The sequence below is a fragment of the Tautonia sociabilis genome, assembly GCF_003977685.1.
GTDB classification, from domain to species: domain Bacteria; phylum Planctomycetota; class Planctomycetia; order Isosphaerales; family Isosphaeraceae; genus Tautonia; species Tautonia sociabilis.
This window is the reverse complement of record NZ_RYZH01000037.1, coordinates 49,063-72,752: the sequence shown is the minus strand read 5'-3', so window position 1 is coordinate 72,752 and position 23,690 is coordinate 49,063. Positions and strand designations below refer to the sequence as shown.

The 23,690-nt window shown below is 72.8% G+C and carries 16 protein-coding genes; 8 read left to right on the top strand and 8 right to left on the bottom strand.

Translation table 11 applies throughout. The annotated features are described in order from the left end of the window. The 6 genes from TsocGM_RS17930 to TsocGM_RS17900 form a co-directional block, all read right to left on the bottom strand. The coding region (locus TsocGM_RS17930; protein WP_148114884.1) for a tetratricopeptide repeat protein at positions 1-2,495 on the bottom strand (2,495 nt) is incomplete at its 3' end. Between the two features lie 239 nt (positions 2,496-2,734). Further along, positions 2,735-5,617: a hypothetical protein gene (locus tag TsocGM_RS17925; RefSeq protein WP_126726835.1), complete on the bottom strand. Its 2,883-nt coding sequence runs from the start codon at positions 5,615-5,617 to the stop codon at positions 2,735-2,737. After that, positions 5,614-6,486, bottom strand: a complete 873-nt coding sequence (locus TsocGM_RS17920) for a hypothetical protein (RefSeq protein ID WP_126726834.1) — start codon at positions 6,484-6,486, stop codon at positions 5,614-5,616. Before TsocGM_RS17920 ends, TsocGM_RS17925 begins: the two co-directional genes overlap by 4 nt. A 96-nt stretch (positions 6,487-6,582) precedes the next feature. After that, on the bottom strand, positions 6,583-7,797 hold the full coding sequence (locus tag TsocGM_RS17915) for an AAA family ATPase (protein WP_126726833.1): 1,215 nt from the start codon (positions 7,795-7,797) through the stop codon (positions 6,583-6,585). Next, entirely contained in the window at positions 7,733-8,464 is a 732-nt protein-coding gene (locus TsocGM_RS17910) for a hypothetical protein (RefSeq protein ID WP_126726832.1), read from the bottom strand. Before TsocGM_RS17910 ends, TsocGM_RS17915 begins: the two co-directional genes overlap by 65 nt. 1,255 nt (positions 8,465-9,719) lie before the next feature. Further along, entirely contained in the window at positions 9,720-10,409 is a 690-nt protein-coding gene (locus tag TsocGM_RS17900; protein WP_233579005.1) for a 3-keto-disaccharide hydrolase, read from the bottom strand. A 373-nt stretch (positions 10,410-10,782) separates the two neighbouring features. Here TsocGM_RS17900 and TsocGM_RS17895 point away from each other — a divergent pair, with 373 nt between their 5' ends. The 4 genes from TsocGM_RS17895 (at position 10,783) to TsocGM_RS17880 (ending at position 14,758) form a co-directional block, all read left to right on the top strand. Next, positions 10,783-11,790: a Gfo/Idh/MocA family protein gene (locus TsocGM_RS17895; RefSeq protein WP_126726831.1), complete on the top strand. Its 1,008-nt coding sequence runs from the start codon at positions 10,783-10,785 to the stop codon at positions 11,788-11,790. 237 nt (positions 11,791-12,027) lie between these two features. Then, positions 12,028-12,216 (top strand): hypothetical protein, encoded by a 189-nt coding sequence (locus TsocGM_RS17890; protein WP_126726830.1) that lies wholly within the window; start codon positions 12,028-12,030, stop codon positions 12,214-12,216. A 568-nt stretch (positions 12,217-12,784) separates the two neighbouring features. Continuing rightward, entirely contained in the window at positions 12,785-13,624 is an 840-nt protein-coding gene (locus tag TsocGM_RS17885) for a transketolase (RefSeq protein ID WP_126726829.1), read from the top strand. Positions 13,625-13,774: 150 nt separating this feature from the next. Then, complete coding sequence (locus tag TsocGM_RS17880) at positions 13,775-14,758, top strand: transketolase family protein (protein ID WP_126726828.1); 984 nt, start codon at positions 13,775-13,777, stop codon at positions 14,756-14,758. Between the two features lie 173 nt (positions 14,759-14,931). Here the strand turns inward: TsocGM_RS17880 and TsocGM_RS17875 are convergent, their stop codons facing one another. Together TsocGM_RS17875 and TsocGM_RS17870 are read right to left on the bottom strand one after the other, a co-directional pair. Next, on the bottom strand, positions 14,932-15,936 hold the full coding sequence (locus tag TsocGM_RS17875) for a glycosyltransferase family 2 protein (RefSeq protein ID WP_126726827.1): 1,005 nt from the start codon (positions 15,934-15,936) through the stop codon (positions 14,932-14,934). Further along, entirely contained in the window at positions 15,896-17,014 is a 1,119-nt protein-coding gene (locus TsocGM_RS17870) for a sugar transferase (protein ID WP_233579004.1), read from the bottom strand. The genes TsocGM_RS17875 and TsocGM_RS17870 overlap by 41 nt, the downstream gene beginning before the upstream one ends. A gap of 189 nt (positions 17,015-17,203) precedes the next feature. Here TsocGM_RS17870 and TsocGM_RS17865 point away from each other — a divergent pair, with 189 nt between their 5' ends. From TsocGM_RS17865 to TsocGM_RS17850, 4 genes are all read left to right on the top strand, one after another. Then, a complete protein-coding gene (locus TsocGM_RS17865; RefSeq protein WP_126726826.1) occupies positions 17,204-18,265 on the top strand; it encodes a glycosyltransferase in 1,062 nt (353 codons plus the stop codon). 76 nt (positions 18,266-18,341) lie between these two features. Beyond that, a complete protein-coding gene (locus TsocGM_RS17860; RefSeq protein WP_126726825.1) occupies positions 18,342-19,907 on the top strand; it encodes a glycosyltransferase family 39 protein in 1,566 nt (521 codons plus the stop codon). Positions 19,908-19,974: 67 nt separating this feature from the next. Continuing rightward, positions 19,975-22,254, top strand: coding sequence for a hypothetical protein (locus TsocGM_RS17855; protein WP_126726824.1), 2,280 nt, complete (start codon positions 19,975-19,977; stop codon positions 22,252-22,254). A 78-nt stretch (positions 22,255-22,332) separates the two neighbouring features. Then, a complete protein-coding gene (locus TsocGM_RS17850; RefSeq protein ID WP_126726823.1) occupies positions 22,333-23,661 on the top strand; it encodes a glycosyltransferase family 4 protein in 1,329 nt (442 codons plus the stop codon). Positions 23,662-23,690 lie beyond the last annotated feature (29 nt).

The window sequence follows — 23,690 nt, the reverse complement described above, 5'->3', positions numbered from 1 at the left end:
GGAGGGGGGACGGGGGTCCAGGGGATCGGGATGCGATCGACGGGCCCGAGGTCGGGGGCGAGCCAGGCCCAGGAGCTGTCGGGGCCGAGCTCCAGCAGGTTGGGGAGGCTCTCGGGGCCGGCCGGGGGCAGGAGCAGGGCGGCCTTCGGGGGGGGCGAGGGGCCGGGGATGGGGTCGTCGAAGTCGTCGTCGCCGGGGGTGACGTCGGACCCCTCGGAGTCGGGGGCGTCTCCCCGGGGGAACTCGGCCCAGGGGGAGAGGGACGGGCCCCGGAGCAGGGTGTGGCGGCGGCCGTCCCAGTAGGAGACGGCGTCGAGGGTGTCGGAGGAGGGGGGGGCCAGGAACGGCCGGCCTTCGGTGGCTCGGGCGGTTTCGGAGCGCCCCTCGGTCATCTGGAAGGAGCCGTCGGGGCGCCGGGAGTAGGCCGCGAGCACGGTGCGGCCGGAGTCGGCATTGTGCCAGAGGACGGCCACGGCCCGTCCCGAGGGATGGGCGGCGAGCGAGGCGACCGGCATGTCGTATCGCCCCAGGCGGGTCGACCGGCCGGTCGCCAGCTCCAGGAGGACGACGTCGCCGGCCCAGGTGCCGAGGAAGGCCACGCCGGCGGCGGGGACGACGGCGGCGGTGGCGAGGGGGCCGTCGGCGACCCGGCACGGGCGGAGCTCCGCTATTCGAGGGGGGGCCGGGGCCGGGGAGGAGGACGGCCGGCAGGAGACTCGGACGGCGTACTCGGCGTCCCGGATCAGCTCGGCCGCCCAGCCCTGGGCCGATCCGAAGAGGGTCGAGACGATGCCGGGGGAGGGCCGGGAGGCGGCGAGCTGTCGGAGCTTGCCCGCGAGGCCGAGCAAGGCGAGGTCGCGCAGCTCGTCTCGGCAGGGGGCGAGGGCGGGGCGGTCGGCGAGCCGGGCGAGTTCGTTGTAGAAGCGGGAGGCGTCGGGCTCGAGGCCGGGGGGAGCGAGCAGGGCATCGGCCTCGACGACCAGTGCGCGGAGGCGGTCGGCGTCCCCCTCGTCGGCGAGCGATCGAGCCAGCTCGAGGGCGCATCCAATGGCGCCGGGCCCGGGGCGGTCGGCCCAGCCAGCCTCGAAGTAGCGAACGGCCAGGTCAGGGCGGCCGGCCCGGGATCGGAGCAGCTCGCCCGCCCGGAGGTGGTCCCGCTCTCGATCGACAATGCGGTCGGCGGCGGCGGTGTAGGCGTCGAGGGCAAGGTCGTGCTCGCCGAGGCGGCCGAGCAGGTCGCCGGCACGCTCGAAGTCGCCGACGGCGCGGTAGAGCTCCAGCGCTCGGTCGAATTCCCCGGCGGCCTCGAATGCCCGGGCGGCGGCGGGGCGGTCGTCGAGCTTCTCCAGGAGGATCAGGGCGGCGTCCCGGGCGAGGCCGCCCCGCAGCAGCGCATTGGCGGCCAGGCGGTAATCCTCCAGCAGACGAGCGTAGATGAAGGCGGCGCGACGATAGTCGCCGCGGCGGGCCGCGGCCTGGGCGGCCTTGTGGTACTCTCGGATGAGCTCTTGCTGGACGTCGAGGCCGCCGAGCCAGTAGGCGGCGCGGCCGCCGCCGGCGGCCGAGGAGCCGAGGATCTCGGGCAGGGAGTAGGTCGGGTCGCGGTCGGGGAGGTCGGCGGTGCCGGCGGTGGCGGCCCCTCGCTCGATCCCCTTGCCCAGGGGAGGGGCGCGGCGGAGGGCGCGGTCGATGTCCCCCTCTCGGAACTCGCGGAGCAGGTCGCGGAGGGCGCCCTCCTGCTTGCCCAGCAGCGCTTCGCCGAGCCGGGGGGCCATCGACAGGGCCGAGCCGATCCAGCCGGCCCCGAAAGAGGCCAGGCCCTTCATGCCGAGCTTCTGACCGAGCCACATCATGCCCCGGCCGATCCCGAGCTGCGCGCCGCCGACCAGCCGTCTCGGGGCGCCGGTGTCCCTGGGGCGGGGCTCCTCGGTGCCGATGTCGTCGCCGGCGGCGTCGAGGCCGTCGTCGGCGACGTCTCCCGGGCGTTCGAGGGTCACCTCGACGAGGCGATCGGCCCGGGAGGGCCCCGGGGGAGGGGCCTCCCACGGGGGGGCGTCGAGGGGGTCGCTGGCCAGCAGAAGGGGGATCGGCAGCGGCCGGGAGGGGTCGAACATCAGGACCGATCCGCCGGGCAGAACGACCAGGCCGCGGTCCCGGGTCAGGCCCTCGACCTCGTCGGGCAGCAGAGCGGGGACGAGGTCGGCGTCAACCGGCAGGAACAGGGACGCCCCGAGTCTTCGGAGGCGGATCGCGCCCGGCGCCGCCGGGGAGTTGGGCCTCGGGCGGGCTGATGGGCCCCCCTCCCCGCCTCCTCCGGCGACGAGCAGGCCGCCGGCCACCTCGAAGACGAGGGCGTCCTCCCCCGCCGGCCCTCCCAGCAGCGCCAGGGCGGCCGCGGCCCCTCCGCCCGGCAGCAGGAACGCCTCGGCCGGCGCCGGCTCGGACCGTCTCCGGAGCGAGAGCGGGAGGCGGATCGGCGGGGAGGAGGGGGACATGGGCGAGGGGTCCTCGGGAACGATCCGAGAAGGGTGATGGCTCGTCGCGAATCGTGGAAGACGGGGGCGGATGGCAGAGACGGAGCGTTCCGCGTGGGAATCCCGGCCTGATGGGCGATCGTGGTTGACGAATCACGCTGGAGTTCGGGGATACCGGCCCCTCCGATGGCCCTCGACGCCGCCGACCGCATGACATTGTCCCATCATCCAAGATCCGGCATCAGGCATCCAGTCCGGGGCTAGGCGCGGCGGGAGGCCTCGCGGAGGGCCTCGGCGATGCGAGCCGAGGCACCAGGGGAGGGAGGAGCGCCAGTGAGCTCGGCGGGGCCGAGGCGCGTCCCGTCGGGCAGCCAGGCAGCGAGGCGGCCTCGGGAGGCGAGGAGGATGCAGACGAGGGTGCCGGAAGGGTCGGCGAGAGCGACGTGGCCAAAGGCGTCGATCACGGCGACGAGGCCGACGCCCCGGCAGGTGGCCTTGAAGCGGCGCCGGTCGTAGGAGGCCCAGGCCGGCAGATGGCCGCGGCGGTCCGTGGCCAGCATCGGAGAGCCGAGGCCTCCCCGCGTCGGGTCGCTGAGCGTGGAGGCGAGGTCGATGGAGGCGGAGCGGACGTCCAGCGCCCCGCGATCCCAGCGGACGAGCGTGACCTGCGGGCCCTCATGGATCGCCATCCAGTCTCGGCCGAGGCCGATGTGGGGCCGGCCGGAGATGCCGGCGCGGGGGGTGGTCAGCAGCGGGGGGCCGGGGTCGGCCGCGGCGTGGACGGCGTAGCGGTTCTCGCCGGCTCGGACGGCGACGAGGGCGCCGTCGGCCGAAAGCGCCAGGTCATCCGGGCCGAGGGCGGGGCGGTCGGGCAACCGGGTCGGGTCGGGCCCCTGGAAGAGGAGCCAGCAGGAGGGGGACGCCCCGGCCCCTCCCCGGCCGGGGACGTAAAGGGCGAGCGTCCTCCCGCGGTAGAGGGCTCGCTCCAGGCGACGGCCGGCCAGGACCGGCTGGCCGTCGGACACGGGGCGGAAAGGACGCCAGGAGAGGGGGACGCCGTCGAGGGTGATCGTCCCGGTGGCGCGCCGGAGCCGGGCCGAGGGGCCGGTGCTGGGCCGGGTGTCGTCGTCGTGGAGCGTCAGCAGTCGGGGAGGGGGGATGGAGAGGGCGTCGACCCGGGCGAGGTCCCGGGCGATGGCCTCCGACGAGCAGCGGTCCTGCGACGAGTAGCGGCCTCCGGTGCGGAGGTCGACGTACCAGCTCTCGTCGGGCCCCCGGGCGATCAGGGCGTGCGACTCGCGGAGATAGAACCAGTCCCAGACCGGGGCGTCGGAGAGGTACTTGACATACGTGCGCACCGTTCGGGAAATCAGGTCGTAGTGCACGGCCACGGGGCGGTCGCCGTCGCCGAGGCGGCCGATGACGGCGAACCCGCCGGCCACGCCGATCAGGGCGTCGACCGTGCGGACGACCTCGCCTCCGGAGAATCCGCGCGGCCAGGCCTGGGCCGCCGAGCCGTCCACGCGCCAGGCGTGGGGCACGCCGTGCGGGCCGACGGCGGCGAGCCACTCGCCGGCCTCGTCGAAGGCGAACATCGGCCCCGATCCTTTCGGCGGCGGACCGCCGCAGGGGGGGCAGCGGAAGGGGAAGCCGATCGGCTCGACATCGCCTCCCCAGTCTCCCGGCGCCGGGGTGGGGACGGGGCTGGGAGCGGGAGCGAGGGAGCGGTTGATCGGCTCGGCTCGGAAGCGGGCGAGGGGGACGGGCCGGCCTCGGCGAAGCTCGGCGAGCTGGACGTCTCGGCGATCGTCGACCGCCAGGGCGAACAGGCGGTCGCCCGGGGGAAGGACGCGGGCGAGGGCCTCAACCTCGGGCTCGTCGAGCGATCGGGGATGGGTCAGCAGGACCACGTCTCGGCGCCGGGGCGGTCCGGCCGCCGGGGAGGCCGGTTCGACCAGCGCCGAGGCGAGCAGCGGGCCGGGGTGGGGGGAGAGGTCGCTGGCCTCGAGGAGCGAGGCAAGCTCCTCGGGATCGGCCAGGATCGGGTCGACCAGCCGGCCCGGGGCGGCGGAGGTCCCCAGCCTCATGCCGACCCCGCGCCGGTCGGCCAGGCGGCCCAGCGCGACGGCCGCCGCCGCCAGTACGGAGCGGACGGCCCCCCAGGTGCGGACGCCCTGGTCGATGAGCACGAGGAGTTCCTCCGACTCGGGGGCGTGGGGCTCCTCTCGGCGATAGTAGAGCAGCTCGTGCTCGGCGAAGCGGCGGAGGAACTCGTCGGGGTCGATCGCGTGCTGGGAGGGGAGCAAACGCTCGGGGAGGCCGCGGTGGGACAGGTCGGCGTAGCCTCCGGTGGGCAGCGCCTCCCGGGCGAGGCGGCGGGGGGGCAGGGCGAGGGCGCCAACGAGGCGGTCGAGCAGCCCGGCGGAGCCGGCCAGGCGGGGGCGGTCGAGCAGCGGCTCCAGGGCCTCCCGGAATGATCTCGGCAGCTCGGCCTCGACGCGGTCGGCCACGGCCGAGGCATCGGCCTCGGGGGCCCGGCCGTGGCGGAACCAGTGGCGGACCTGCTCGGGAGTCTGGCGGGCGAGGCGTTCGAGCACCAGCCGCTCGAAGTGGGCCGGGGGCAGCGGCGGCTCGTCGATCGGAGGGGGAGCGGACCGGTCGCCGCCCGGCCAGCCGCCCCGGGCTCCTCCGCCGTAGTCTCCCCAGAGAACCAGTCCGGCATCCTCGTCAAGTTCTCGGTAATCCCCCACCGCGGCGCCGGCAACCAGCAGCCGGAGCACGGCCTCGACATCCGGGGGATCGGGCAGGCCGGGGACCTCGGCGCAGAGCCGGGAGCAGAAGGCCCCGGCGTTGCGGTGCGGGCGGCCGAGCACCGCGAAGCCGCCCACCAGATCCATCGGCATCGCCGGCTCCCGGTTCAGCGGGCCCCGGAGCAGCAGGTGCATCAGGTGCAGAATGTGGGCGAAGTGGATCGGGTCGCGGCCGGCGGCGAACCCTTCGAGGAACAGGGACAGCTCCCGGCTGAAGGCGAAGGTTTCGCCGCTGGGGAACTCGACCGCCTCGCCGCCGTCGGACCAGCGCAGGCCGCCGAGCCACCGGCCGTATGCCTCGGGAATGTGCAGGTACGAGTCGGCGGGGATCATGCCCGTCCTCCCGGATCGTCGGCCGAACCGTTGGCGAGCCGGTCGGCCGGGGAGATGCCGGCCATCCGCCGGGCGGCCTGCCGGGAGAGAGGGACCAGCACCCGGGACGGGAGACGCTCGATCCGGGCGTCAGGCCCGATCAGGGCGAGCTGATCGTCGGCCAGGCCGAGGGCCTCGGCCAGCCTGGGCTCGGGCAGGGCCGGCTCCGCCCTCATCCCCAGCGGGATCAGCACCCGGTGCCCCCAGAGGCGGCCGGCGCCGGGGATCGGCGGCAGCCTCCGGCCGAACACGAGCACCCGGTCGCCCGACCGGGCCGCCCGGAGCGCCCCGAGCCGGGCCGTCGGCGCGGACTCGGCCCAGGGGAGCAGCGCCCCGGCGGTTGCCAGCAGGGCCGAGGCCGGCCGGGGCCGGTCGTCCCGCTCCAGCCGGAGCCGGACTGGCTCCCAAGCACCCGAGGGGGGCTCCCATCGGATCGGACCGGGCACGAGGACCCGATGCAGCGGCAGGGCCGGGGCAGCGCCGGCCTCGGCCCGGAGGGGGAACTCGCCGTCGTCGTCGAGGTTGACGGGGAACCGGGCGTCGAGGTCGGGCAGTCGGCTGCCAATGCGATACCACCGGCCGTCCTCCTCGCCCTGGCGGAAAAAGACCGCACCCGGCACGGGGAGGAGGGCCTCGACGACCTCGTCCCTCGCGGAGTCAGCCGGGTCCCAGGAGATCCAGGCCGTCTCTCCTGCCACCCCCACCCTGATGTCCGGCCGGGCACGCAGCGCGGCCAGCGCCGGCAGACCCGAGCAGGGAAGCCGGGCGAGTCGGGCGCAAGAGAGCGGCCAGAGGGGAGGGGGAGGACGGCGAGGGGGGGGATTCATCATCTCGACATCGCGGCGAAGTGGATGGAGAACCTGATGCAACGGGGTCAAGAACCGGTCGTCACTCGATGCCGCCTCAGCCTCCTCCCGATCCCGCCCTCACCGGAGCTTCCCCATCAGCTCCCCTGCCCGCTCCATCAGGTGCCGCCGCAAGGCGTCGTCGGCGACCCAGGCGGCGCGGTCGGCCAGCTCGGAGAGACGCTCTCGGAGTCGGGCGAGCGAGGTGAGGCCGAGGGGACGGCCGTCGGGAGGGGAGAGCTGGTGCGAGAGGTCGTCGAGCTGGCGGGCAAGGTCCTCGGGGTCGACGCGGTCGGGGGGATCGGCGAGGGGGTGGCGGGGGGCGTCCGGATCGGCGGCGGCGGCCTGGTCGAGCACCGAGCCGACGAGAGCGCGGAGCGGGTCGATCTGCTCCTCGCGGTCCCAGACGTAACGCAGGACCCAGAGGTCCGCCGGCCGGGCCTGGAGCCGGCCGCTCAGCAGGGCGGACGCGGCCACCAGCTTCAGCACCTTCACGGCCCGGCGGTCGGAGAGGGCCACCCCCAGGTCCCGGACCTTCCAGACCAGCTCGGCATAGGCGGCGGAGACTCCCGAGAGCTCCACGTCGTAGATGCGGCGGGACAGCGCCCGGAGGTCGGCCGAGGAGACGGCCGCGGCGGGCGACACCGATCGCTCCAGCTCCCAGCCGGCGGCGAGCAGCCGGGGCATGGCGTCCCGCTTGAGGTGGTCGACGTGGCAGCGGAGCAGGAAGCGGTCGAAAAGGGCGCGCAGTGCCTCGTCCTCGGCGAGGTGGTTCGAGGCGGTGAACAGGGAGAGCAAGGGCAGGCGGTGGACCTCCGCCCCTCGGCGGTAGACGCGCTCATTCAGGACGGCGAGCAGGTTGTTCAGGATGGCGCTGTTGGCGTTGAACAGCTCGTCCAGAAAGGCGAATTCCGCCTCGGGGAGCATCCCCGAGGTGACGGTGGCGACGGTCCCCTCGCGGAGTCGGACGAGGTCGATGGGGCCGAACAGCTCATTCGGCTCGCTGAATCGCGTGAGCAGATATTCAAAGTAGCGGCCCTGCACCGCCTCGGCGAAGGCCCGGATCACGGCCGACTTGGCCGTGCCGGGGGGGCCGAGCAGGAACAGGTGCTCTCCCGAGACGACGGCCAGGGCGATAAGGTCCACCACCTCGTCCCGGCCGACAAAGCGGGCCTTGAGCGGGTCGATCACGTCGCGCCGCAGCCGGGCGACGACCTCCGCGGCGATCGGGTCAGCCTCGGCCACCGTCGGTTCCTCCGGCCCTGGCCCCGGCCCGTCCCGGGGGCTGGCGCTCATGTTTGGGATCGTTCGTGCCTTCGAGATCGCGGGTGTCGGGGCCCAGAAGGGCCGACCTGGGCCGCCCGGCCGCCTCCAGGGCGAGGGCCAGGATCTCCCGGCCGAGGGGAGAGCCCGGGGCCCAGGAGCGGCGCTCGTGGTCGATCAGCCGCTCCGAGAAACGGAGCAGCAGCCCCTCGTGGCCGTCGAAGTCGGTTGGCGACTCGGGGGAGGCGTCCAGGTCGGCCAGCACTCCGGAGAGGGGCCAGCGCCGGAGCACCTCGTCCAGCCGACGGGAGAGGACGTCGTCCGGGTCGATCGCCCGCGCTCGGCGGCGGAGGGCGGGCAGGTAGCGGAAGGTCAGGTCCGCGGCCAGGTGCGCCGAGGCGTCCCGAGGCATGGGGAATCCCCCCAGGGCTCGGTCGACGACCTCGGTTGGTTCGCCCCGGCTGATCAGGAACCAGCACGCGCGGCGGGTCCACTCCGCGGCGGCGATCGCCGTCTTCTCGTCGAAGGGCAGGGGGGGGCCGGCCAGCTCCATCAGGTCCTCGGCGAACGCGGTGCGCAGGATGACGACGGCCGCCGCGCGGTCGTCGCCGGTCGCTGATGCCATCGGAGGTCCCCGGAACGCCACACGCCCCTCGCCAAGGAGCCGCTCCAGGAACTCGGCCAGGGTCGCCGTCACCATGCCGTTGCGCCCCTCGCGTTTGCGCCCTCCTGCCGGTCCTGGGCGGTCTGGGGCCACGTCCCGATCGGGCCGAGGCCGGCCTGATTGCCCGACCTTCCCCCCGGAGCCTCCCGTCCCGCCAGCGATCCCGGGGACGACCCTCCTGGCGGGCCCTCTGGCCCCTCATTCTATCCGAGTCCGCCCGGACGCACAGGGAGCCGACTTCCTTCGGACCTGGGAAGAGCGGCCGGGATCGTCGACCTCGGGGCCGATCCCTCGGTCGCGGCCGGGCGCCTCCTCCGAGTCCGCCCGGCCCTCCTCCCGCTCGCCGAGGCACCTGGGGCAGTACCAGGGGGCGGGCGTCTTCACCGGCTTCGGGCTCCGCTTGCGGCAGATGGCGCACCGATACCGCTTGCCCTTCACCGCGGTCTTCGGGCGATCCCGCTTGCCGCTCCTGGTCACGTTCCTGGGCATTGGTCCCTCCCCCGACGTCGGCGACAGGCGCCCGATCCCCCCGACGTCGGCGACCGTCGCCCGCCGCACCCAGTTCCCAACGGTCCTGCCTCCCGACGGCATCGCCCTTCAGCGGATGGTCCGAGGGGAGACGCCCTCCGGAGTCCCGGACCGCATCCTCAGCCGCTCGAGCAGGTCGTTCAGGGCCGGGCGAGCCGACGGGGCGTCGGGCAGCCTGCTGGCCCGCTGCGCCGACTCGCTCGAGCTCGGCCACCAACCGATTGGACTCCCGGCGGTGCCTCTCCAGGTCCATTTCGTCGAGGATCGATGCTTCCGGCCCGGCCCGGCCTGCTTGCGGGCGATCAGCTCATCGACGTGAGACCGCCTCGCCTCCTCGTTGAGCCGCCCGAGGTTCGCCTCCACCATGCCCGTCCGCATTCGGCGGATGCCGGTCAGAAGTCGGCTGCCGGGAGCGGATTGGGTGCCTGCTTGGCTCCTGGCGGGAGCCGATCCTCGTGGAGCGTCGGAGCCAGGTGGTCGGGGTCGAGCGAATCGCACCAGGCAGGCCCGGCATCCGCCTCGCCTCCCCGCCCATTGGGGGGGACTCGAGCGTGTGATGGGCTCGAAGCACGAGCCCGGAGCGATCCGCCCCGGCTCGCTCCGGGAGCGTGGTGATCGGAGACCCCCGTCGGTGATCGTCAGATCGAGGGGTTCAAACCCCGCCGAGAACCCCTCGGCTCGGGCCGGACTCGGGGAGAAGGGGCGGAGGCCGGTTGGGGCACTCGGCCCCGTCCCTGAAGCGAAGCATCCGACGACCCGGGCGCTAGTCGCCGAGTTCCTTGAGGCGGATATCCTTGAACCACACGTCCGAGCCGTGGTCCTGGAAGCCGAAGTACCCCTCCTGGACGAGGTCGGCGATGGCGACGTCGCGGAACTTGTGGTCGGAGCCGTCGGGACGCTTGCCCGGTTCGGGGAAGGCGGACTGGTCGATGCGGCTGACCAGGGTGCCATTGATCGAGACGGTCACGATCGGCCCTCGGGCGGTGATGGTCATGTGGTTCCACTCGCCGGCGGGCTTCTGGGCGTTGGTGTCGGGACGGACAAGGTCGTAGAACGCCCCCGGGTCGTGGTAGCCGGTCCCCTTCGTATCGTCGAGAGCGACCTCCAGGCCGGTCATCACCGGGTCCTTCGGGTCGCCGACCCGGAGGAAGACGCCGGAGTTGCACCCGGGGGAGAGCTTGTAGTCGAAGTCGAGGACGAAGTCCTTCACCTTCCGGTTGTAGAGCACGACATAGGCGCCGATGCCGTGCGGGTTCAGGCCCTCCTCCTGCACGGCCGACGACGGAATCGGCTCCAGGGTGTTGTTGTTCACCCAGCCCTCGGGGCCCGAGCCGTCAAAGATCGTCTTGCCCTCCTCGTCCAGCGCCGGCACCGCCGCGGTCGCGGCGAGAGCCGCCATCCCCAGCGCGAGGGCGGCCGCCCCCTGGAGGATCATCATTCGAAGCATGTTCATGGTAAGGTTATTCTCCTCTGGCTCTTGGTGCTGCCGATCCGACCCGATCCGATCGTCTCCACTTCGTCTTCGTCCCGATCCGATCTGGTTTCCTCATTCGGGCTTCCCTGGCATCATGACCGCGTTCTGGAGCCCCGGCAACCCGTCACCTGATCGCGCCCGAGGGGCGAGGGATGGCGTTCGCTCGCCGATGCGGGGGGCTTGCCCGAGCCGCTTATCGGCCATCGTCTCCCCTCCCGGGACCCGATCAGGCGATCCCGAACCGGCCGGTCGCGTCCGGCGGCCGGATGGGCTACGCTCGATCGGCAACCACGCCCCGAACGGACGCCGCCCGCCCTGGACCCGCCCCGAACCCACCCGATCGGAGCCCCCCATGCCCACGACTCCTGATTCCCCGCCCCGGCCGCTCCGCTGGGGCATCCTCGGCTGCGCCCGGATCACCCGGAGAGGGCTGGCGCCGGGCATCCTCGCCTCGCAGTGGGGCACCGTGTTCGCGATGGCCAGCCGGGACGTCGCGACGGCCCGATCGTGGGCGGAGGAGTTCGGCGCGGTGAAGGCGTATGGCGATTACCGAGCCCTCCTGGACGACCCCGAGGTCGACGCCGTTTACATCCCCCTGCCCAACGAGCTGCACCGCCCCTGGGTGCTCGCGGCAGCCGACGCCGGCAAGCACGTCCTCTGCGAAAAACCGCTGGCGCTGGACGCCGTCGAGGCCGCCGCGATGGTCGAGCACGGTCGCTCCCGGGGCGTGCTGCTGATGGAGGCCTTCATGTGGCGGCACCAGCCCCGCACGGCGGCCCTCCTGACGCTCGTCCGCGAGGGCGGCCTCGGCCGGCTGAGGCTGATCCGATCCTCGTTCTCCTTCCCGATCGAACCAGGCGACTGGCGGCTCGACCCCAGGCGGGGCGGCGGCGCCCTCTGGGACGTCGGCTGCTACGGGGTGAACACCTGCCGGCTGTTCGCCGGGGCCGAGCCGGTCGCCGTCCGAGCCCTGCGGCACCCGCACCCCTCGGGCGTCGACCTGACGCTCACCGCCGAGCTCGCCTTCCCCGGCGGGCTCATCGGCCTGGTCGACTGCAGCTTCGAGGCCCCCTTCCGATGCGAGTATGAACTTGTCGGCACATCCGGGTCGATCCGGGTTCCCGACGCCTACCTCCCCCCCGCCCTTCCGACCGCCCTGCGGTTCGCCGCCGGCTCCGATGCCGAGGGCGCCGGGCCCGAAGCCCTCTCCTTCGACGGCGCCAATCAGTACGCCCGCATGATCGACGCCTTCGCCTGCTCCGTCGCCGCCGGAACGCTCGTCCCCCCCGCCGAGGACGGCCTGGCCCAGATGCAGGTGCTGGACCGGGTCAAGGCCGCCGCCCTCGACGTGGCCGATTAATTCTGATGTTCTCAGTTCTCATGTCCTCAGATGATTAGTTCATGGATTCCTAGAATCCTGGGCAGTCTGGGGTCAGGTCACCCCCGCATCGGGAGGACCCGGGCCGCCTGAAGGGTGAGTACGAGGTCCTCGAAGAACAGCCTCAGCAGGAGCTCATCGCGGAGGCCGAGCGGTGGGGGGGCCGACCTGATCTGGATCGGGTCGCACGGTCATGGGCCGGTCGGCCGGTGCCGGACCATGCTCACCCGACGCCTCGAGCCCGACGGCGTGATCCGGTTTCTGACCCTTGCCGACTCGGTCAAGGTCGCCGACCTCGGCCGAGACGGCCGCGTGCAGGTCAGCTACGGACACCTCTCCGAACTGGTTCCCCGCCGGGGCCGCCGACCCGGACATCGTTCCGCTTCGGGTCCGCCTCGGCCGGGCTGAGTTCGGGGGCGCTCCGCAACGGGCCGATCCGTGCGTCGCCGGAGTCGTCGCGATGGTGCCGGAGGCCCCCGGCTCGCTTGTCGAGACGGCGCAAGGCCTGTTCCGTCTCGATCCTCCAGAGCAGGGCGTGCTTGCGGGCGTCGGCCTCCCGGTCGAACATCCGAAGCGCCCAAACGTTGCAGCGTTCGCTTGACCTCTGGCCGGGAATCGCTCGACCGGTGGAACGGCTCGAAGCGAAACGCGGCATTCGGATGGCTGTCGATCAGCGATCCGAGCCAGGTCGTCCCGAATCGTCCGGAGCCGACCAGGGTAAAGACGCGGCCGACTTGCAGCCTCGACATCGCCCGAAGGTTGTCTCCAGGATCGCGATTGCCGGAACGTCGGGGCCATCGTCGGACCCGACGGATCCGCGGCGGAGCGGCTGAGCTCTTGGAATCGCGATGCCGCCATTGGATGCGTTCGGGCCAGGCCCGGGCCGCTCGGGGAGGGGAAGACCCCTTGTCCGAGGGCGTTCGGGGTTCGTATCGTTGGAGCTCACCGAAGCCTGGAAACGACCGAGGAGGCGACCGTGTCCGAGACCATCGACGCCTTGAAGCAGCGGGCCAAGGCAATCCGAGTCGACATTCTCCGGAGCACGACCGAGGCTGGCTCGGGCCACCCGAGCAGCTCGATGTCGGCGGCCGAGGTGGTCACGGCCCTGTACTTCGGCGGGTTCATGAATTACGACGTGAAGAACCCCCGATGGCCCGACCGCGACCGTTTCATCCTCTCCAAGGGGCATGCCGCGCCCGTCCTTTATGCCGCCATGGCCGAGGCCGGCTACTTCCCCAAGGAGGAGCTGCTGACCCTCCGCAAGCTCGGCAGCCCGCTGGAGGGGCATCCGAACATGGTGCGGCTCGGCGGCGTCGAGGCCTCCACCGGCTCGCTCGGCCAGGGGCTCTCCATCGGCGTCGGCCACGCCCTGGCCGCCCGGGTCGACGGCAAGGGGTACCACACCTACGTCCTGACCGGCGACGGAGAGCTCGGCGAGGGCCAGATCTGGGAGGCCGCCGCCTCGGCCGCCAAGTACGGGCTCGACAATCTCACCTGCATCGTCGACCGCAATCACTTCCAGCAGACCGGCGCCGCCGAGGAGGTCCTGAACATGGACCCCATCGACGGCAAGTTCACCGCCTTCGGCTGGCATACCCAGGTGATCAACGGCAACGATATGGGCGAGGTTATGGCCGCCCTCGGTCGCGCCCGGCAGGTCAAGGGCCGGCCCACCTGCATCGTCGCTCTGACGCACAAGGGCCAGGGCATGCTGAAGCTCCTGGAGACGCTTGGCGACACGAACTACCACGGCAAGCCCATCAAGCCCGCCGACCTCGACGCCGCCATCGCCGAGGTCGAGGCCGGCGGCTCCTGACCGCCTCTGCCCGCCGGGTCGATCGGTTCGTCCTCCCGGGGGCCACCCCCGAACGTCTCGCCCCGGAGGACCGACCGCCCCCCGGCCCACCCTCCCCGAGCTGGAACACCGGACACCCAAGCGATCCCGAACGACGAGGCGACGACACCGATGGCGGGAGCTTCCTCCGCGTTGCAGTCCAGGCGGCCGATCGGCCAGGCCACCCGAGACGCCTTCGGCAGAGCATTGGAGGCCCTCGGGGCCGAGTATCCCGACGTTGTCGTCGTTGACGCCGACGTCTCCAACTCCACCCGCACCGAGTGGTTCGGCAAGAAATTCCCCGACCGCTTCTTCAACATCGGCATCGCCGAGAGCAACCTCGTCGGCATCGCCGGCGGCCTGGCCTCCTGCGGCAAGACGCCCGTGATCGCCAGCTTCGCCGCCTTCATCATGTGCAATGCGTATGATCAGCTTCGCATGGCTGTTGCCTACCCCGGGCTGAACGTCAAGGTCGTTGGCAGCCACGCCGGCATCTCCATCGGCGAGGACGGCGCCTCTCAGATGGGGATCGAGGACGTCTCGCTGGCCTGCTCGCTGCCCGGCTTCGTCGTCCTCGTCACCGCCGACGAGGCGTCGACCCGGGCCGCGACCAGGGCCCTCCTTGACCACAAGGGGCCCGTCTACCTCCGCACCGGCCGCCCCGACGTGCCCAAGGTCTACCCCGACGACGCCCCCGCCCCCTTCGTCATCGGCAAGGCGAATCAGCTCCGGGACGGCTCCGACCTGACCATCGTCGCCAACGGCCTGATGGTCGCCTCCGCGCTCGACGCCGCCGAGGAGCTCTCTTCCTCCGGCATCCAGGCCCGAGTGCTCGACATGCACACCGTCAAGCCGATCGACCGAGAGGCCCTGCTCGCCGCCGCGAAGGAGACCGGCGCCCTCGTCGTCGCCGAGGAGCACCTGGCCCACGGCGGCCTCGGCAGCGCCGTGGCCATGACCCTCGCCGAGCAGCACCCGGTGCCGATCCGATTCGTCAACCTCGGCGACACCTTCGGCGAGAGCGGCACCCCCGAAGGCCTCCTCGAGAAGTACGGCCTGACCGCCGCCAAGGTCGCCGAGGCCGCCCGATCCGCCGTCGCCGCGAAGTCGGCCTGACCGCTCCCGATCGCGGGAGCTTCCCCCCCCGGGAACGTCCCGCCCCTCCCCGGCCGGCTCGACACCGTCCCGCCCCCCGCTCCCCGCCCTCGGGGAGCGGGGCACGACCCTCGGAGGCTCCGGGATCATCCCGGAAGTCGCCGATCGCCCCTCGATCGAGCCCCGGGAACAGGTCAGGCCCCGGCCCCGACCGGCCGGCGGACGTGATCGACCGCCGCCCGCATGGGGGCGACCCCCAGGCGGAAGGCCGGCCGAGCCGCCGCCGATCGGGCCAGCTCGGCGCGATCCCGACGGCCCCGGAGGAACCGGGGCAGCTCCGCGATCGCGTCCCGCTTCCCCTCCAGGAACGGCCGGGCCCGCCGGTGAGACGCCTTCCAGGCCAGTTGCACACCCAGGAAGGCCAGGTGCGGCACCGCCGCCGCCGCCAGCCAGGGCAGCGGCAGGTTCGACCAGAAGAGGGCCTCGGCGTTGCGGGCCATTCTCCGATGGAGCGCCGGGCTACCGTGGTCGTAGGTCGCCGACACGTCATGCCGCACCCGGCAATCCGGGGCGAAGACGCAGGAATACCCCGCCCACCTGAGACGGAAGGCAAGATCCACGTCTTCATAATACGATCCGTAGGACGGATCGAATCCCCCCGTGCGCCGGAGGGCCTCGGCCCGGTAGAAGGCGCTGGAAGCGCTGGCGCCGAAGACCTCCTCCGCCCGCCTCCTCTCCCATCGCCAGGCCGGCTGGCCGTGGCCGCGCTTGCTCGGCCAGCCGAAGAAGGCGTAGGAGTCGCCGGCCGAGTCGACGCGGCTCGGATCGGAGCGGACGAGCACCAGGGGGGCCACCGATCCCACCCGAGGGTCGGCGAACGGGGAGAGGCCGGCCTCGGCCCAGCCGTCGCAGACCTCGGCGTCGTTGTTCAGGAGCTGGACGAATTCGCCCCGGGCGGCGGCAATCCCGGCGTTCGCGGCGGCGCAGAAGCCGCCGTTTGGTTCCAGCCGGATCAGACGGGCCTCGGGGTGATGGGCGGCCACCCACTCGGCGGTGCCGTCGGAGGAGGCGTCGTCGACGACGATCACCTCCAGATCCAGGCCCTCGGGGCGGTGGCGGCGGAGGCTCTCCAGGCAGGGGGCCAGCAGCGATCGGCCGTTATGGGTGGGTATCACGACCGAGAGCGTCGGTCTGCTCACGTTCGACCCTCCGGTTCCGGGGAACCCCCCAGTCCACCTTGCCGAAGGCGACGTGCAGGGCGGTCATGAACAGGATCTGGATGTCGAGCCAGAAGGACCACCGGCGGACGTAATCCAGGTCGTACTGGAGCCGCTTCTTGATCGAGGTTCGTCCGCGCCAGCCGTGCACCTGGGCCCAGCCGGTCAGGCCCACCGGCACGACGTGCCGCAGGGGGTACTCGGGCACCTCCTCGGTGAACCGCTCCACGAACATGGGGCGCTCGGGCCGGGGGCCGACGAGGCTCATGTCTCCCCGAAGAATGTTGATGAGCTGCGGCAGCTCGTCGAGGCAGGTGTGCCGGAGCCAGTCGCCGACGGGGGTGCAGCGGTCGTCGTGGTTGGCGGCCCAGATCGGCCCGGTGTCGCTCTCGGCGTTGGGCCGCATGCTGCGGAACTTGATGATCCGGAAGATCCTGCCGTTCTGGCCGACCCGGTCCTGTATGTAGAAGATCGGCCGGCCGGAGGTGGCGTAGATCAGCAGCGTGATCGCCGCGAAGAGGGGAGACAGCAGCACCAGGGCCGCGGCCGAGACCGCCACGTCGACCAGCCGCTTCGCCGCCCGGCCGGCGTGCATCGCCCGGCGCGGGGGGCGGGAGGGCCGGAACCGCAGATGAGGCACGTCGAGGCCGGCCGCCGGCCCGCTCGAGGCCGGCTCGGCGTCGTTGCCGACCCAGTGGACCCGAAGCTCCGGCGCCTCCAGCGCGCGCAGCTCGGCATCCGACCGCCGGGACGGCCCTCCCTCCAGGGCGACGATGACGTGCGTCGCCCGGCAGCGCCGGATCACGTCCGGCAGCCGGTCCAGACCGCCGAGCACCGGCACCGGCTCCGCCCCCGGGTGGATCGCCAACTGCCGGCCCCGGCCCGAGCGGTCGACGAACCCGACGATCCGCAGGCCGGCCCAGGGCCCCTGGTCGAGCAGGCTCGCCAGGCCCCGCAGCCGGCGACGGGCGCCGACGATCAGGATCCGACCGGGATCGGCCGTCGAGCCGACGCGGGAGGCCGAGAGCTGGGGCATCATGGGCTCGGGTGAATCCTTCATCGGGTCTGCACCGGTCCTCGGTGTCGCGATGGGGCCGGCGGCCCTCGCCCCCGGCCGGCGGCCCCCCGGCCGCGAAATCGGGCTTCTGCGAATCGGCTCAAGCGTTACCATCGGCCGGGCCGACATCGGTCTTCCAGGATTTCTCCCGGATTCCCCCCGGGTCCGCCCGACGACGAGGGCCGAGCACTCATGATCGCCGGACGTTCCGACTCGGGGTGCGGCCCGACGCCTCCGGCGCTCGCGGTCGTGATCGTCAACTTCAACTCCTGGCCCGATACCGCCCGGCTCGTCGCCGAGATCGCCGGGGGGATCGATCCCGCCCTCGGCCGCTGCGAGGTCGTCGTGGTCGACAACGCCTCGGACGATCCCCCGCCGGCCCTCCTCGGCCTCCTGCCGGGGGTCCGGTTGATCTGTCGCCCTGACAATGCCGGTTTCGCCGCAGGAGTCAATACGGCTTGGCGGTCGACCGCCGCCCGATGGCTCCTGCTGCTCAACCCCGACGTCCTCGCCGGGGCCGACCTGCTCCCCCTGGTCCTGGGGCGGATCGCCCTGCTGGAGGCCCGCCCCGAGGGCCCTCCCGGGGTCGTCGGCTTCGCCCTCCGCAACGAGGACGGCAGCCGGCAGCACTCCGTCGGCCCCTTCCCCACGCTGCTCGGCTGCCTCCGAGAGGTGGTCACGCCCCGCTCCCGACGCAAGTACCGCCCCCTCCGCCGCACCCGGACCGGCCCCGTCCCCTGGGTGACCGGGGCCTGCATGCTGGTCCACTCCGAGCTGCTCCGCGACCTCGGCGGCATGGACGAGGACTTCTTCCTCTACCACGAGGAGGTCGCCCTCTGCCGATCCGCCCGCGATCTCGGCCGCTCCGTCGAGTTCGACGACGCGGTCGAGGTCGCCCACCTCCGGCCGCTCCAGGCCCGCGCCGTCAGCCCGATGCTCCGGGTTGTCACCCGGCACAGCAAGCTGCTCTACTTCCTCAAGCACCGCCCCCGGTTCGAGTTCGCCGCCCTGGCCCGGCTCGTCGCCGCCGAGGCGGCGCTGGGGAGCCTCCGCTGCCGGCTGCTCGGCCGCCCGGAGGAGGGGAGGGCCTGGCGGGCCGTCTCCCGGATCGCCCGAGAGCTGGGCCCGGGACGAGGGCCCCGAGGGATCGAGGTGCTCGCCTTCGCCGATCGGGCCATCCGAGGCGCCGAGCCGACGCGGACCCCCCGGCGCCGGCGGCCGATTCCCCTCGACGCCGCCGGGCGGAGCCGGTAGAACATCGCTCCCAACGCGATCGGCCCCCCGGGCGCCTCGGGGGCGATGCGATCCGAGCGTCCCAGGGAGGGGTCGCTTGAACCGCCTGCAACACGGCATCGTCGTCGTCGTCCTGATGATCGCCGCCGGATCCCTGCTGATCTGGAAGACCTCCCGGACGTCGATCCTCTACGCCGACGGCCTGCGCTACATCCGCCAAGCCAAGCTGATCGACTCCGGCGCCCTGGTCGGCGGCCTGCTCAAGTCGATCGACCACCCCGCCTATCCCCTGGCGATCTCCTGGGCCCACGGCCTCGAGGGGGGCGACAGCCCACTCGACTGGCAGCGCGCCGCCCAGATGGCCTCGGTGATGGCCGGCATCCTGCTGGTCATCCCGCTCTACCTGGTGGCCGTCGAGCTCGTCGGCCCGAGATCGGCGTGGATGGCGGTCCTGCTCTCGTACCTGGCCCCGGTCATGAGCAACGTCCTGGCCGACGTGCTCAGCGAGGGGACCTTCCTGCTTTTCTGGACCTGGGGCCTCTGGGCGGCCCTGCGCTTCCTCAAGGACGGCCGCTTCATCTGGCTGGCGCCCATGATCGCCGCCTCGGGGCTTGCCTACTTCGCCCGCCCCGAGGGAGTGCTGCTGCCAGCGGCGATGGTCGCCACTCTTCTGCTGATGCCGATGCTTCGATCGACCCGCCTCAGCTGGCCGCGCTGGTGGGCCGCGGTGGGGTTGTTGGTGATCGGCCCGGCGGTGCTCGTCGGGCCGTACATGGCCGCCAAGGGGGGCATCGGCACCAAGCCGGCAATCGCCCGGCTGATCGGCTCGGCGCCGCCTTCGAGCAACGAGGCGGTCGAGCGCAACCGCCCGCTCGACGAGGACCAGTCGGCGATCCGGACCTACGCCGTCGCCGTCAAGATCGTCTTCGAGTCGATCCGGGACGCGGTGACGGTCCCCGTGCTGCTGATCGTCCCCTTCGGCCTGCTGACGGCCCGTCGCGACGGGCTGGGCTCGCGCAAGTGGCTGTTCCTGGGAGTGCTGCTCTCGGCCGCCTTCCTCGGCCTGGTGCGCCTGCACGCGACCGGCGGCTATTGCAGCCCCCGGCACGCGATGGTGCCGGCCCTGCTGCTGGTCCCCTTCGCGGCGCTGGGGGTCGATCGCCTGCTCCGATCGGTGACGATCCCCGGCCGGCTGCTCGGCGCCCCCGGCGAGGCGATCCGCCCCGGCCCCGTCTTCTGGCTGCTGGCCGCCCTCGCGTTGGCCAGCCCCGGCCTTCCCCGCCATGCCCAGCCGCTCAACGGCCCCTACGCCGCCTACCGCGACGCCGCCGACTGGCTCGTCGAGCACGCCGAGCCCGGCGACAAGGTCGTCGACCTTACCGGCTGGTCGCAGTTCTACGGCGGCTTCGACGGCTACACCTTCGCCGACGTGATCCTCGCCGGCGCCGACCAGCAGGCCCGCTGGGTGGTCGCCCGAGAGGCCCACGTCTACGGCCCCTGGGAATACTGCCGGATCATCCGATCGCTCATCGGCCCCCTCCGCCCCGAGGTCATCGTCCCCGAGGGGGCCGACCCCGATGAGGCCCGCGTCTATATCTACGACCGCAGGGTCCCCGGCGACCTCGCCCTGATGGGCACTCCCGAGGGGGTCGCCGTCCGCTGACCGGCCGCCGAGCCGGGGATCGGTCGGGAGGGCGAGTGCGCATCGCGGCGAGGGCCGGGAGGTCGACGTGTCGGACGAGGAGTCAAGCGACCGGATCGAGCCCGCCGCCGGAGAGGACCGGCGGTGGCACCCCCTGGCCGTGCTGGGGCTCTACACCCTGGCCATCGTCGCGGCGACCTGGCCGTTCGCGACCACCTTCGCCTCCCGCCTCCCCTCCCTCGGCGACCCGCTCCAGCACCTCTGGGTCATGCGCTGGTACCGCTCCTGCCTGCTGGAGGGCCGATCGCCGCTGGTCTGCCCCGACCTGCAATACCCCGTCGGCGCACCGATCGGCAACTTCTCTCCCCTGCACCTGCAATCACTTGTTTACCTGGTCGCGTCGGCCTTCTCTTCGAACGACGTCCTCTGCTTTAACGTCGTCTGGCTGGTCGGCCTGCTGCTCACGGGCATGGGCACCTTCGCCCTGGCCCGCCACGTCCTCCGCCACGACGCCGGCGCCGCCCTGGCCGGCCTGCTGGCGATGCTCAGCGGGCCGGTGCTGGTCCACTCGCACGCCCACGTTGAACTCATCTACGTCGGCGGCTTCCCGCTGTTCCTGCTGGCCTGGATGCGGTTCCTCGACCGTCCGGGTTTCGGCAGGATGCTCGCCGCGGCGGCCGGATTCGTGCTCGTGGCGTCGTGCGCCGCGTACTTCATGGTCTTCGCGATCTTCCCGGCCGCCCTGTATTTGCCCTGGAAGGCGATCCGGCAGCCCCGGGGAGAGCGCCGACGCTGGTTCCGGGGACGCCTGGCCTGGTCGCTCGGCTTCGCCGCGGCCACCCTGCCGGCGATCTTGCTGCTCTTCGCCGGGCAGGTCTGGAACGTGCTACACGGCCAGGCGGGGCTCCGACCGAAAGCCGAGTTCGATCAGTTCGGCGCCCCCTGGTGGGCCTACCTCGTCCCCGTGCCGGGCCAGGCGCTCCAGGGCTTCCTCCCGCTCGACCCTTACGGCGCGGCCGGGGTTTCGGGCGAGGGGATGGCCTACCTCGGCGTCGTCACCCTCGTCCTGGTCGCCCGGGCGGGGCTGGGCGGGGTGCGGTTCCGAGAGTCCGGCTACTGGTGGGCGACGGCGGCGATGCTCGTCGTGCTGTCGCTCGGGTCGACCCTCCGCTACGGCTCCCACCGCGTCGAGCTGCCGGCCGGCTGGCTCCGCGATCTCGACTGGTTCGTCCCCTTCCGGCTCATCCGAGCCCCGGGGCGGTTCAAGCTGTTCGTGGCCGTCTGCACGGCGATTCTCGCCGGCGCCTCCTGGGCCGACCTGAGCCGCCGCTGGCCCCGCCCCGCGACGCGACGGCTCGCCTTCGCCCTCGTCGCCGCGCTGGCCGTCGCCGACCTGGCGCACGTCCCGTATTCGTCCGAGCCGATCCCCCCGATGCCCGCCGCCTACTCCTGGATCCGATCGCATGCCCCCGACGCCGCCTGGGTCGACGTCCCCCAGATGAACTCCGGCAACGCCCTCGCGATCAACTCCATGTACACCTACTGGCAGGCGCTGCACCGAGGCCGGACGACCGCCGGCTACTCCGGCCACCAGAACCGGCCGCAGGACGACCTGCTGAGCTGGAACTCCCCGTTCATCGACACGAGGATGGCCGAGCCCTCCTTCCCCGCGACGGGCGAGGAGAGCTTCGACCTGGTCCGCCTTGCCGGCTTCCGAGACTACGCCTGGCTCTACCTCACGACCCACAACCTCCGCTTCGCCGTCCTCCACCGCTGGGTGGGGCAGGAGGGGGCGGGCTCCTGGCCTCGCTACGGCGTCGACCGGATGGCCGAGCGGCTCTCCGACGCCATCTGCTTCGACGATGGGAAGGTCGCCGTCGTCGACCGAGACCGGCTCGACCCCCCTCGGTCCCCCGTCGTGCTCGGCTCCGAGGGCTGGGGCGGCTACCACCTGCTGCCCAGGGACGGCTTCGTCCGCCTGGCGACGCGATCCTCCTGGCTGGAGACTTACAACCCCGACCCCGATCGGCCGCTCGTCTTCGCCATCGAGGCCCGGGCGCTGGGCAAGGCGCGCCGCGTCGCGCTCCTCGACGGCCAGACCGAGCTCGCCTCCTGGGCCGTGGCTCCCGGCTCGTATGAGATCTACCAGACTCCCCCGTTCCGCCTGCCCCGAGGCCGGGGCCGGCTCCGGATCGAGGTCGATGGCGCCGTCGACCTCGACCGCCTCCGCAAACGGTTCGAGGGCGAGTTGCACCCCGCCTCGCTCATCGTCAAGGCCCTCTGCCTCCGGCCCGCCGGGGCGGAGGACCCGGGACACGTCCGGGCGATCGCCGCGGCAACGGCCGCCGAGCCCGCCGAGTCCCGCTGAGAACCCCCGCCCCCCCCGAGGGGCCGAGTCCTCTCCGCCAAGCAAGGTCCGGGCCTCGTCCCGAGGAGGCTGCTCGCGATGCGGATCGCCTGGTATACCCACCGCTATTCCCCCTGCATCGGCGGGGCCGAAACCTACGGCCGCGCCATGGTCCGCCGCCTGGTGGACCGGGGGCACGAGGTGGACGTCCTCACCAGCGACGCCAGGGACCTCTGGTACTTCAACGACCCGACCCGCGCCCGGCTCGACGAGCCCGCCGAGTCCCTCGTCGACGGCGCCCGGGTCCGTCGCTTCCCCGTCCGACACGTGCCGATGCAACGATACATCGGCAAGCTCCTCGGCTTCGTGCCCCACTGGCCCACGCAGTGCCGCTTCGCCTCGTACATGCCGCTGCTGCCCGACCTGGAACGGGCCGACGGGCATTACGACGCCGTCTTCGCCGTCGGCTTCCCGTTCACCGTCTTCTCCTTCGCCGCCTGGAAGAAGGCCCGCGCCTGCGGCGCGCCGCTGATCCTCACCCCCTTCCTCCACCTGGCGACCCCCGGCGACCCCGTCCGCAAGCACTACACCCGGCCGCACCAGATCCGCCTCCTCCAGGAAGCCGATGCCGTCGTCGTCGTCACCGGCCTGGAGGCCGACGCGGTGGCCGGCTGGGGCATCCCCCGCTCCCGGATCGTCCGAGCGGCGATGGGCTTCGAGCCGAGCGAGGTCTGCGGCGGCCTCGGCGATCGCTTCCGGGAGCAGTACCGCATCTCCCCCGGCCGCCCGCTCATCGGCCACCTGGCCACGCTCGACCCGAACAAGGGGACCAACGACCTCGTCCGCGCCGTGCTCGCCCTGAACGAGGAGCGGCCCGCCGACGACCCGATCTACCTCGCCCTGGCCGGCGTCAGCTCTCCCCACTTCGAGGCGTTCGCCTCGGACCTCCCCCCGTCGACCCGACGCTGGCTGATCCGCACCGGCCCGCTCCCCGCCGAGCAGAAGGCCGACTTCTTCGACGCCATCGACCTCTTCGCCATGCCCTCCCGCACCGACTCCTTCGGCATCGTCTTTCTCGAGGCCTGGGCCAACGGCAAGCCCGTGGTCGCCGCGGCCGCCGGCGGCGTCGCTGAGGTGGTCGAGCACGACCGCACCGGGGTCCTCGTCCCCTTCGGCGACGTCGAGAAGCTCCGAGCCGCGATCGACTGGCTCATCCACGAGCCCGAGACCGCCCGCCGCCTCGGCCTCGCCGGCCGCTGCCGGGTCTCCTCCGGCGCCTCCTGGGACGACTGCTTCGCCACGATCGCCGATCGCCTCGCCCAGCTCACCACCTCGGCCCGCCTCCGCGTCGACGACGGCCGCCCCGCCGACGGCTCGGGCCGGAACCGCCCCGGGCATCCGAGCCCATCGGAGCGGATCACCAGTTAATCACGCTCGAGGGCGGAACGACGGCGGGG